Genomic DNA, 13,090 nt, shown 5'->3' with positions numbered 1-13,090 from the left:
ACCTTTTATTCTATAATTTCACTAATAACACCAGCACCTACAGTTCTACCACCCTCACGGATAGCAAAACGAAGACCTGCGTCCATCGCGATTGGGGTAATAAGCGTAGCGTCAACCGATACGTTATCACCAGGCATAACCATTTCAATTCCCTCTGGGAGACTTACAACACCAGTCACGTCAGTGGTTCTGAAGTAGAACTGTGGACGATAACCATTGAAAAATGGAGTATGTCGTCCACCCTCGTCTTTCCCGAGGATGTAGCACTCTGCTTTAAACTTGGTATGAGGTGTAATGGTACCTGGCTTAGCAAGAACCTGACCACGCTCAATATCTTCGCGCTTAACACCACGAAGGAGAGCACCAATATTATCACCAGCACGGCCTTCGTCAAGTAGTTTGCGAAACATTTCCACACCAGTACAGGTGGTCTTGACGGTATCTTTAACGCCAACTATCGCAACTTCCTCTCCAACCTTGATAATACCACGCTCAACACGACCGGTTGCAACAGTACCACGACCGGAGATAGAGAAGACATCTTCAACAGGCATAAGGAAAGGCTGATCTACATCACGCTCTGGTTCTGGAATGTAAGAATCGATTGCTTCCATAAGCGCCCAGATACATGCAGCCTTATCTTCATCTTCTGGATTCTCAAGAGCGAGAAGCGCAGAACCATGAATGAAAGGTACATCGTCGCCAGGGAACTCATAATCATCAAGAAGCTCACGAAGCTCCATCTCAACGAGCTCAATAAGCTCATCATCATCAACCATGTCGCATTTGTTAAGAAATACGACCATAGCCGGTACACCAACCTGACGAGCAAGCAAAATGTGCTCACGGGTCTGAGGCATAGCACCATCGGTTGCAGCAACAACCAAAATTGCACCGTCCATCTGAGCAGCACCGGTGATCATATTCTTGATATAATCGGCGTGACCAGGACAGTCAACATGAGCATAGTGACGATTTACAGTCTCATACTCAACGTGAGCGGTTGCAATAGTAATTCCGCGCTCTTTCTCTTCAGGGGCCTTATCAATATCACTAAAATCAGTGAAGCTGGCCTGTCCCTTAGTAGACAATACGCGAGTAATAGCAGCAGTCAAAGTGGTTTTACCATGATCAATATGACCAATGGTGCCCACATTAACATGCGGTTTTGTCCTTTCAAATTTTTCTTTTGACATAAGGTTCTCTCAATATTTTAGGACTCAAATCCCTCTGATCTTTTTTATAATTGTCTCGGCCTTATTCGCCGGCACTACGTCATATGCAAGAAACTGCATAGTAAAATTGGCTCGTCCCTGGGTCGCTGACCGAAGAGATGTAGAATAACCAAACATCTCGGATAGTGGCACATGGGCTAACAATTTTTGTAAATCACCTTCTACCTCTACTCCAACCACCTTGGCTCTCTTCTTGTTAAGATCACCAATAGCATCCCCTAAATACTCGTCAGGAGTAATAACTTCAAGAGACATTATAGGTTCAAGCAGAACCGAATCAGCTTCTGACGCAGCCTTTCTTACTGCAATAGAGGCCGAAACCCCAAAGGCCATCTCGGTAGAATCTTCTTCGTGATACGCTCCACCGACAAGCCTTACCCGTACATCTGTCACGGGATAGCCAACCAGAGGACCAGAATCTAAGCTATCGACAACACCTCGTTCAACAGCCCCCAAAAATTCTGCAGGTATTTGTTTTTCGTCAACCTCACAAACAAACTCAATACCAGCACCACGCTCAAGAGGCTCTATCTCTAGGACTACCTTGGCAAACTGGTTACTGCTTCCCGTAGGTTGTTCAAAAAGACCTTCTGCCGAATGTGACCGTTGAATGCTCTCTTTATAAGAAACTTGAGGAGTACCTACTCGAGCCGCAACCTTAAATTCATTCAAAAGCCTATACACAATAATCTCTAGGTGAAGCTCACCCATTCCTGAAATTATTGTCTGCCCGGTATCCTCATTTTGTGAAACCACAAAGGAAGGATCCTCAAGGGCAATTTTAGCCAAGGACTCTGTCAACTTCTTTTCATCAGCCTTACTACTCGGCTCAATAGCAACACCAATAACAGGATCGGGGAACTCCATACTTTCCAGTATGATCTGTGCCTCTTTCTCGCATAGGGTGTCACCGGTGGTGGTAAACTTCAAACCAACCACAGCGCCGATATCGCCTGCGACAATTTCCTTAACTTCCTCTCGTTTATTGGCATGCAGCCGAAGCAGCTTACCAATTTTTTCTTGCTTTCCTTTTATAGGGTTAAAAACTTTATCCCCCTGTTTCAAGGTACCAGAGTAAACTCTGATAAAGGCAAGATTTTCAACGAACGAGTCACTCATAAGTTTAAACACCAACCCAGCAAACTTCTCACTAGGGTCAGCCTTCCGACTTACCTCGACTCCATCCTTGTCAACACCCTCAACGGGTTTGACATCAAGAGGAGATGGTAAATAATTTACCACACCGTCAAGCAAAGGTTGAACGCCCTTATTCTTAAAAGCACTCCCGCAAAAAACAGGAACAAGTTCTAAGGCCAAGGTCGCCTTTCGCAAAGCCTTGTATATTGTAGCCGATGAAATAAGTTCATCATCTAAGAATTTTTCCATAAGCTCCTCATCGAAGTCGGCCAACTTCTCGAGAAGACTTATACGTGCGGCCGTGAATCTTTCTTTATATTCTGTAGGAACCTCTCGCCTTTCGACTTCCTGGCCAAGAGTCGCATCATCGAAGGCATACATCTCTCCTTCAATGAGGTCAATTACACCTGCAAATTCCGCTTCACTACCAACCGGAATTTGCACTGCTACAGGATTCGCTCTCAGGCGTTTCTCTATCATTGCAAGACAATGATCAAAGTCAGCACCCACACGATCCATTTTATTTATAAAAGCTACACGAGGAATAAAATACTTATTAGCCTGACGCCAAACGGTCTCAGACTGAGGCTCAACACCTCCCACGGCACAGAAAACAGCAACAACTCCGTCAAGCACTCGAAGAGAGCGCTCAACCTCAACAGTGAAATCCACATGCCCAGGCGTGTCGATTATGTTGATTTTCTTTCCCTTCCAGATACAAGTAGTAGCAGCCGAGGTGATCGTAATGCCCCTCTCCTGTTCCTGCTCCATCCAATCCATAACGGCGTTGCCATCATGAACCTCACCAATCTTATGAGAACGACCGGTATAGTAAAGAATTCTTTCGGTTGTCGTTGTCTTACCTGCGTCAATATGGGCCATAATGCCAATATTGCGCACGTCTTTCAAATTTATTTGGGCCACCATCAACTCCCTCTTAACAAATCTCAACTAGGTTGACGCCAGCCCTTATCTAGCTTAGCTCAAACTTACCAACGATAATGAGCGAATGCCTTATTAGCCTCAGCCATACGGTGAGTATCATCACGCTTCTTCACAGCAGCGCCACGATTATTAAAAGCATCCATCACTTCTGAAGCAAGCTTTTCAGACATGCACTTCCCTGAACGAGACTTTGCATAGCTAATAATCCAGCGAATAGCAAGAGCATTACGACGAGCTTGACGAATTTCCATAGGCACCTGGTAAGTTGCACCACCAACACGACGAGACTTAACCTCAACGCGTGGACGAACTTTTTCCATGGCCTCTTCGAATACTGTCAAAGGCTCTTCGTCTTTCATACGATCAGCTACAAGATCCATCGCATCATAAAAGATACGCTGAGCAAGACTCTTCTTGCCACGTTCCATAAGGCCATTGGTAAACTTTGCAACCAAGACACTATTGAAACGAGGATCTGGGGTAACCGGACGTTTTTCTATAGTTTTTCTACGTGACATATTTTATCCCTCAAACCGGCATCACTTAGACGGTTTCTTTGCTCCATACTTAGAACGTCCTTGACGACGATCGGAAACTCCCAATGTATCCAAAGTACCACGAATAACGTGATAACGAACACCTGGTAAATCCTTAACCCTGCCGCCACGAATCATAACAACAGAGTGTTCCTGAAGATTATGTCCAATACCGGGGATATATGAAGTAACTTCTATACCATTGGTCAACCTTACTCTTGCTACCTTACGGAGAGCGGAGTTTGGCTTCTTTGGTGTAGTTGTATAAACTCTTACGCAAACGCCTCGCTTTTGAGGACATCCCTTAAGAGCCGGGGTATTAGTCTTCTTAACAGACTTTTTACGCCCTTGTCTTACAAGTTGGTTAATTGTTGGCATGCTCCACCACTCCTGTTTTACTCAACTATAAACTTTTATCCTCGGAAACCGAGAACAACCAAGTACGAAACTTTTAAAAATAAACCAGCGTTCATATAAAAAAGTTCCATACTTTCATATAAACAAAGTGCCTTGACACCTTGGCAAAGTTCGATACGTATAATGCACGAAAGTAGAGTTTTTTACCCTAACGTCGCCGCAGTGTCAAGCTTAAAACAACAAAAACAGCAAATACAGGCGATCTTAATCGACCCTATTAATACCTGTACCCGCAGAAATCAAACGTCCCATAATAACATTTTCTTTCAATCCTAGCAACTCATCAACCCGCCCAGACATAGCTGCGTTGGTCAATACCTTGGTAGTCTCTTGGAAAGATGCCGCAGAAATAAAACTTTCTGTGGAAAGTGAAGCCTTTGTGACACCAAGCAATAACGGCTCGGCAGCACCAGGTTTCTTTCCTTCGGCAAGAAGACGATCTCTCTCTTCCTCAAACTTCCACCACTCTACATTCTCACCAATCATAAACTTAGAATCATTGGCTCGAGTGATATGTACCCGTTTGAGCATCTGACGCACAATAACTTCAATATGTTTGTCATTAATTTTTACACCCTGGAGACGATACACCTCTTGGATCTCATCCACCAGGAATTTTGCCAGTGCCTTAACACCAAGCACACTCAAGATATCATTTGGTACAATGGTACCTTCCATGAGAGGCTCACCAGCCTGCACGTAATCGCCTTCATGAACGATAATATGCTTTGCCTTAGGTACAAGGTACTCTTGCTGCTCACCGTACTCAGGGGTCACCACAACGCGTCTCTTGCCCTTGAGTTCCTTGCCAAAGCTAACCTTGCCATCAATTCTAGCAATGATAGCAGGATCCTTAGGCTTGCGCACCTCAAAAAGCTCAGCAACACGTGGAAGACCACCTGTAATATCCTTAGTCTTCGAGGTCTCACGAGGAATCTTACCCACGATAGTACCCGCCTTAATCTCAGCTCCCTCTTCAACAGAGATAAGAGACCCGACAGGAAGACTGTAGCGAGCAAAGCCCTCAGAGTCCGGCAATTTCAAGGTTTTGCCACGATCATTCTTCACGCTAATGCGTGGATTGAGAGTCACACCACCTGCAGAGTGAACAATAACCATGGAGGACTTTCCGGTTACTGGATCCACCTTCTCTTGCATGGTAATACCGTTAAAGATATCGCCGTAACGAATAATACCACCAACCTCTGCCACAATTGGAATAGTATAGGCATCCCAATCGGCCAGAACGGTATCGCGCTCTATATCTTCGCCTTCCTTAACCAGAACCTGAGCACCGTAGTTAACCTTAAACTTCTCACGGTCACGACCGAACTCATCTTTGACAAAGATCTCGGCATTACGGTTCATAACAATCTTCACACCACTTGAATTCTCAACATAGTGGAGATTATTAAAGGCAACCTTACCACCTCGATGGGTACGAATCTCTGCCTGTTCAACAGAACGACTCGCAGTACCACCAATATGGAAGGTACGCATGGTAAGCTGTGTGCCGGGCTCACCAATTGATTGTGCGGCAATAACACCTACAGCCTCACCCTGGTTAATAAGGTGACCACGGCCAAGATCACGGCCGTAACAGGCCGCACATACACCGCGCTTAGAACGACAAGTCAAAACAGAACGAATCATGACCCTGTCAATGCCTGCCTCTTCGAGAATGGCAACCTTATCCTCTTCCATCTGCTCGCCTGCAACCACAAGAACTTCACCGGTAAACGGATCAACAACGTCCTCAAGGGCAACACGACCGAGAATACGATCTCCCAGTGGTACAAGAACTTCACCACCATCGAGAAGGGGCTCTGCAACAATACCATCAAGGGTCTGACAATCAGCCTCGACAATGGTAGCTTCCTGAGCAACATCAACCAGACGACGGGTGAGATAACCAGAGTTTGCAGTTTTAAGTGCGGTATCGGCAAGACCTTTACGAGCACCGTGAGTGGAGATAAAGTACTCAAGTACATCAAGTCCTTCACGGAAGTTCGCCTTAATAGGAGTCTCGATAATCGCGCCCGATGGTTTTGCCATCAGACCACGCATACCGGCCAACTGACGAATCTGATCACGCGAACCCCTTGCTCCAGAATCTGCCATAACAAAGATAGAGTTAAAACTTGGCCCCTCAACAAGATTACCATCCTTGTCTTCAAAGGTCTCCGTCTTAATCTCATCCATCATCTCATTAGCAACATCCTCTGAGACTTTAGACCAGATATCAATGACCTTATTGTACTTCTCACCAGCGGTGATAAGACCATCGGAGTACTGTTGCTCTACATCCAGTACCTCGTCTTCTCCTTTCTTGACCAATCCCACTTTAGTAGCAGGGATCTTCATATCATCAATACAGATGGAGATACCGGCACGTGTTGCATACTCATAACCGGTATCTTTAAGTCTATCGGCTAAGATAACAGTATCTTTGGTACCTGCGTGACGGTAGGTATAATCAATAAGAGCCGCCAGGGCCTTCTTGCTCATTACCTTATTCACCTCGACAAAAGGTACAGACTTTGGCACCAACTCTCCAAGGATAATACGTCCCATGGTGGTGTCAACAATACCCTCTGGACGACGAACCTTAACCTTAGCCTGCAGGTCGGTCTCCTTATAATCGTAGGAGATAATTGCCTCATCCACGGAGGAGAATACCCGTCCTTCACCCTTCACATTAATTCTCTCTCGGGTCATATAGTAGAGACCGAGAACGATATCCTGAGATGGGATAATAACCGGCTCGCCGTTTGCAGGAGAGAGGATATTATTGGTAGACATCATCAGTACACGAGCTTCAACCTGTGCTTCCACAGAGAGAGGTACGTGAACTGCCATCTGATCACCATCAAAATCAGCATTAAAGGCCATACAGACAAGTGGGTGAAGACGAATAGCCTTACCCTCAATCAGTACCGCTTCAAATGCCTGCATACCGAGTCTATGCAGGGTCGGCGCGCGGTTGAGGATAACAGGATACTCTGTTACCACCTCTTCGAGCACATCCCATACTTCCTTGGCACCCTTTTCAACCATCTTACGGGCACTCTTGATCGTGGTAACAAGACCTTTGCGCTCGAGACGGTTATAGATAAATGGCTTGAAAAGCTCAAGTGCCATTTTCTTTGGAATACCACACTGATGCAGACGCAAATGCGGTCCTACAACAATTACGGAACGACCGGAATAATCAACACGCTTACCGAGGAGATTTTGACGAAAACGTCCCTGCTTACCCTTAAGCATATCTGAAAGAGATTTCAGAGGACGCTTATTGGCACCGGTAATCACTCGACCACGACGACCATTATCAAAGAGTACGTCCACAGATTCCTGCAACATTCTCTTCTCGTTGCGGATAATAATATCAGGCGCATCGAGCTCTAAGAGTCTCTTCAGTCGGTTATTACGGTTAATTACCCGACGATAAAGATCATTAAGATCAGAGGTGGCAAAACGTCCACCTTCCAGAGGCACAAGAGGACGAAGATCCGGTGGCAACACGGGGATCACCTGAAGAATCATCCACTCAGGCTTATTACCTGAATCACGGAAAGCCTCGATAACAAAGAGTCGCTTACCAAGTTTTTGCCGCTTGGTCTGTGAACTGGTGCTAGCCATCTCTTCTCGTAAAACTCGAGAGAGTCCAATGAGATCTTGGGCCGCAAGAAGTTCACGAATAGCCTCTGCACCGATACCCACTTTAAATTGAGCGGGGTATTCGCTTAAGGCCTGACGATATTTTTCTTCGGTAAGAAGGGTGCCGAGAGGCAACTCTTCAACCTCGGATTGAGTAACTGCATAGTTCTCGAAGTAGAGAACCTTTTCCAGTTGCTTCAGGGTCATATCAAGAACGGCACCAATCTTACTGGGCAAACTCTTGAGAAACCATATATGGGCTACAGGTGCGGCAAGACTGATGTGACCGAGTCGCTCACGTCGTACCTTGGACTGAATAACCTCAACACCGCATTTTTCACAGACAACGCCTCTGTGCTTCATGCGCTTATATTTTCCACAATTACATTCAAAGTCTTTTACAGGACCAAAAACTTTTGCACAGAAGAGACCATCTCTTTCCGGCTTGAATGTTCTATAATTAATCGTCTCAGGCTTTTTAACCTCGCCATGTGACCAGTCGATAATCTGCTCTGGCGAAGCAAGAGAGATCTTAACCTTATTGAATTTTACTGGTCCTTTCGGCTTTTGAAAAAAATTAAATAACTCTTCCACTAAATCACCTCTTCTACATGTTGTAGGATTTGTCGGGCACACATAAGTACCACAGACTTTGAAGAGATCAGAGCCCGGGCAGGTCTTTTGCAAAACCTGCCCGAGTCAGTAACTGATTTTTCTATTCTTCGATTAGTTCCATATTCAAGCAAAGTCCTTGCAGCTCTTTCACAAGAACGTGGAACGATTCTGGTAAACCAGTTGTCAGGAAATTGTTTCCTTTGACGATGCGCTCATACATGGTTGTACGGCCTTCCACATCATCAGATTTAACAGTCAAAAATTCTTTCAAGGTATAGGCGGCACCATATGCCTCCATTGCCCAGACCTCCATCTCACCCAGACGCTGACCACCAAACTGAGCCTTACCACCGAGCGGTTGCTGGGTAACAAGGGAGTATGGACCAGTCGAACGAGCGTGAATCTTGTTATCTACCAAGTGATGGAGTTTCAACATATACATCACACCAACGGTAACAAGGTTGGCAAAGGGTTCTCCGGTAAGACCATCATACAACTGGCTCTGTCCGCCCTTATCAACACCTGATTCGATAAGCAATTTACGAATCTCAGCTTCCTCGGCACCATCAAATACAGGTGTCGCCATATGCAATCCTTTACGATGACGATATGCCCAGTCAATTACCTCGGCATCGGTCTTGCCATCAATAATAGCGTGATACTCACTGTCTGAATAAACACGGCTAAGTTTTGCCTTGATCTCTTCCACAGCATACTGCTCTGCAAGTTTCTCAAGCTGAGCACCCAGATTTTTAGCAGCAAAACCCAAATGGACCTCAAGAATCTGACCAACGTTCATACGAGAAGGTACACCCAGTGGGTTGAGAACGATATCTACAGTATCACCATTTGCAAAGTACGGCATATCCTCTTCTGGCAAGATTCTAGAAACAACACCTTTATTACCGTGTCGTCCCGCCATCTTATCACCAACTGAGAGTTTACGTTTGGTTGCAACATAAACCTTCACCATCTTCACTACGCCTGGAGGAAGATCATCACCCTTCTTCTGACGTTCAATGATACCATCATAACGCTGGGCAATAACCTCTGCCTGCTTCTGGTAACGCTCGTAGGCGGCATCCATCCGATCAGTGCAGTCTGCCATTCCAGAAAAGTCGATATCCTTTAGACGATGAAAACCAATGGCAATGGCATGAACTACCTCGATCTTATCCCCGGAGGAGATCAGAAGCTCACCTTTGCTATCAAGGATGTCCCCTAGAGCAGTATTGCCGGCAATAAGCTCACCGAGCTCACGACAAACACCGTTTTTCAGACTGCGAAGCTCATCGCGCTTATCACCTTCAAGTCTCTCAATTTCAAGATCCTCGATCATCAAAGAACGTTCGTCCTTATCAACACCTTTACGCGAGAAGACCTTAGCATCAATGACAACACCGGTCACTCCCGGTGGAACACGAAGGCTTGAATCCTTAACATCCTGTGCCTTCTCACCAAAGATTGCTCGCAGGAGCTTCTCTTCCGGTGAAAGTACGGTCTCTCCTTTTGGAGTTACCTTACCGACAAGGGTGTCACCCGGTTTGATCTCGGCACCAACACGGACAATGCCTGAGTCATCCAGATTACGCAGGGTATCCTCGGAAACATTTGGAATATCGCGGGTAATCTCTTCCTTACCAAGCTTGGTATCCCGGGCCATGGTCTCAAACACATCAATGTGAATAGAGGTATAGGCATCTTCCTTAAGGAGTCTCTCATTAATAAGGATGGAATCCTCATAGTTAAATCCACGCCAAGGCATGAAGGCAACGGTAAGATTTTTACCAAGGGCAAGCTCACCAGCCTCGCAACCAGGACCATCGGCAAGAAGAGTTCCCTTCTCCACCTTAAGGCCAGGAAGAATGGTTGGCGTTTGAGTAAAACAGGTGTTCTGGTTAGATTTTTTATACTTGGTAAGACGATATACCGCCACACCAGTATCATAACCATCAACGCCGGGCTTATCGTAACGCACAACGACCCGATTCGAATCAACCTCTTCAACCACGCCATCGCCAGCACTGAGCAGACAGGCACCAGAATCACGGGCTACATAACGTTCCATGCCTGTACCAACAAGCGGTGCTGCGGTAACAAGAAGTGGTACGGCCTGACGTTGCATGTTCGACCCCATCAGGGCCCGGTTAGCATCATCATTTTCAAGAAATGGGACAAGAGAGGCTGCCACCGAGATCATCTGATTCGGAGCAACATCCATATAGGTTACATTATCCGAACCTATAGTTATAACATCACCCTCTTCACGGGCAATAAGATTGCCTTCAGAGATGGACTGGTGATCGGCTTCAAGGGCGACAAGGGCAGGAGCTATAATCTGCTTCTGCTCTTCAAGTGCACTTAAATATCTAATATCATCTAAAATAACACGATTTTCAACCTTACGATATGGAGTTTCAATAAAACCATATGGATTTACCCGGGCGTAGGTGGCGAGAGAAACAATAAGACCAATATTTGGTCCCTCTGGAGTTTCAATCGGACAAATTCGACCATAATGGGTTGGATGAACATCACGTACTTCAAAACCTGCTCGCTCGCGAGAAAGACCGCCGGGTCCAAGAGCTGAAAGACGTCTCTTGTGGGTGACCTCGGAAAGAGCATTGGTCTGATCCATAAACTGAGACAGCTGGGAAGTACCAAAAAACTCTTTGATTGCAGCTGAAATTGGCTTTGGATTGATAAGATCATGGGGCATAAGGGTCTCTACATCTTGCAGAGTCATACGCTCTTTGATCGCACGTTCCATACGAACCAGTCCCATGCGGTACTGATTTTCAACCAACTCACCTACGGTACGCACACGACGATTACCAAGATGATCAATATCATCGATGCCGCCTTGATTGTCTTTCAGACGCACAAGATAACGAACACCATAAATGATATCATCTCTGGTAAGGGCACGGTGCTCAATATCTGTTTTGAGACCTAATTTTGCGTTAATCTTATAACGTCCAACCTCGGAAAGGTCGTAGAGATCTGGATTAAAGAACAGATTCTCAAAAAATGTCGTGGCAATTTCCAGGGTAGGAGGCGATGACGGACGCAGACGACGGTAAATTTCCAACAGAGCTTCCGCTGTAGTGATTACCTTATCAAGCCTGAGGGTATGGCTGAAGGATGCAGAGTAGTTAACACCATCCATAAAAAGGGTTTCAAACTCATTAATACCATTCTCGGCCAAATTTTCTAATACGGTCTCAGTAATTTCTGTATTACAAGGGTAGAGAGGTTCTTCGGCGCCAGCCAGGGTAATAGCGGATGCGAGAACTTTACCCAAAATTGTCTCACTGGAAGCCTCGATAAATTCGATGCCAGCTTCGACAGCCTTGCGACAGAGGGCCTTGCTAATTTTACGCCCCTTCTTAGCGAGGATCTCACCATCTTGAGGGTTTACTAAATCAAACTCTAAACGCTGGCCCGCTGTGTGCTCTGCTACAAAACGCACCCAGTATTTTCCATCGCTAAGTTTAACATTTTCAAGAGGATAAAACTCTCTGAGGAGCTCTTCACTACTGTACCCAAGGGCCTTGAGCAGAGTAGTTACAGGAAACTTTCTTCTGCGATCAATACGAACATGCAGAACATCTTTAATATCAAATTCAAGATCAATCCAAGAACCACGTACAGGGATGATACGTGCAGAGTACAATAGCTTTCCACTAGAGTGACTCTTACCGTTATCATGACTGTAGAAAAGTCCCGGAGATCGTTGAAGCTGAGAAACAATAACACGCTCTGTACCATTGACAACGAAAACACCATCAGCGGTCATAAGAGGAAGAGAGCCAAGGAAAACTTCCTGCTCCTTCATATCTCTAATGGTCTGAACACCGGTTTCTTCATCTACATCAAAAGTTATCAGGCGCACAACAATCTTAAGTGGTATCTCGTAACTCATACCACGCTGTTGACACTCCTGTACAGTGTACTTAGGCTCACCAAACTTATACTTCAAAAATTCTAAGGAACACAGACCGTTAAAATCATTAATCGGGAAAATATTCTTGAGAATTGCCTGAAGGCCAACATCTTCTCTTTCTTCGGGAGCGCGGTCTATTTGTAAAAACTCCTCATAGGAGATGCGCTGCATAGAAATAAGATGCGGTGGCTCAAGTACATTATCAGCAGTGGCAAAATTCTTTCTAACTCGTTCCATAGTCGTCCTCGATATAGCCTGATAAATTCGTTACGATAAACCTTGTTAGTGCAAAACGGATGAACAATTGTTATAAATAATTTCTTACTTACAACAGTATCGTAAAGGAGTGGAAAAAAGTGTGTTGCCTATAAATAAGGCTGAGGTGGAAAACAACATTGCATTAGGGTAAAAAAAAGATGAGACAGCATTTTTGTGGTAATTTTTTATCATGGACGTGACCTTTTTGGCTTTTAAGATTCATAAAACAAAACCGACACAACCAGCATATCCAGCCCTAACTACAAGTTTTCACAGACATTTTTTTGTATTTTTCATCATCACTTGAAAAAGCGAAACACGCTACAGGTCTGTGCCTGTAG

At 45.3% G+C, this 13,090-nt stretch carries 6 protein-coding genes; all 6 read right to left on the bottom strand.

Annotated features, from left to right (window positions below):
* Positions 1-5 precede the first annotated feature (5 nt).
* The 6 genes from tuf to rpoB all read right to left on the bottom strand — a co-directional run bounded on the left by tuf (position 6) and on the right by rpoB (position 12,728).
* Positions 6-1,196 carry an elongation factor Tu gene (tuf, locus tag DP_RS05655; protein WP_011188365.1) on the bottom strand — a complete coding sequence of 397 codons (1,191 nt, stop codon included), beginning with the start codon at positions 1,194-1,196 and terminating at the stop codon, positions 6-8.
* 24 nt (positions 1,197-1,220) lie between these two features.
* On the bottom strand, positions 1,221-3,299 hold the full coding sequence (fusA, locus tag DP_RS05650; protein ID WP_011188364.1) for an elongation factor G: 2,079 nt from the start codon (positions 3,297-3,299) through the stop codon (positions 1,221-1,223).
* Between the two features lie 62 nt (positions 3,300-3,361).
* Positions 3,362-3,835: a 30S ribosomal protein S7 gene (gene rpsG, locus DP_RS05645; RefSeq protein WP_011188363.1), complete on the bottom strand. Its 474-nt coding sequence runs from the start codon at positions 3,833-3,835 to the stop codon at positions 3,362-3,364.
* A gap of 21 nt (positions 3,836-3,856) precedes the next feature.
* Positions 3,857-4,231, bottom strand: coding sequence for a 30S ribosomal protein S12 (gene rpsL / locus DP_RS05640; RefSeq protein WP_011188362.1), 375 nt, complete (start codon positions 4,229-4,231; stop codon positions 3,857-3,859).
* Positions 4,232-4,474: 243 nt separating this feature from the next.
* Positions 4,475-8,524, bottom strand: coding sequence for a DNA-directed RNA polymerase subunit beta' (gene rpoC / locus DP_RS05635; RefSeq protein ID WP_011188361.1), 4,050 nt, complete (start codon positions 8,522-8,524; stop codon positions 4,475-4,477).
* A 121-nt stretch (positions 8,525-8,645) separates the two neighbouring features.
* Positions 8,646-12,728 (bottom strand): DNA-directed RNA polymerase subunit beta, encoded by a 4,083-nt coding sequence (rpoB, locus tag DP_RS05630; protein WP_011188360.1) that lies wholly within the window; start codon positions 12,726-12,728, stop codon positions 8,646-8,648.
* Positions 12,729-13,090: the final 362 nt, after the last annotated feature.

Source organism: Desulfotalea psychrophila LSv54 (assembly GCF_000025945.1).
Classification (GTDB): Bacteria; Desulfobacterota; Desulfobulbia; order Desulfobulbales; family Desulfocapsaceae; genus Desulfotalea; species Desulfotalea psychrophila.
This window is presented reverse-complemented; position numbering and strand designations above follow the sequence as displayed.

Coding starts and splice junctions, on each gene's coding strand:
- tuf (WP_011188365.1), bottom strand. CDS start 1,196: ATGTCAAAAGAAAAATTTGAAAGGACAAAACCGCATGTTAATGTGGGC.
- fusA (WP_011188364.1), bottom strand. CDS start 3,299: ATGGTGGCCCAAATAAATTTGAAAGACGTGCGCAATATTGGCATTATG.
- rpsG (WP_011188363.1), bottom strand. CDS start 3,835: ATGTCACGTAGAAAAACTATAGAAAAACGTCCGGTTACCCCAGATCCT.
- rpsL (WP_011188362.1), bottom strand. CDS start 4,231: ATGCCAACAATTAACCAACTTGTAAGACAAGGGCGTAAAAAGTCTGTT.
- rpoB (WP_011188360.1), bottom strand. CDS start 12,728: ATGGAACGAGTTAGAAAGAATTTTGCCACTGCTGATAATGTACTTGAG.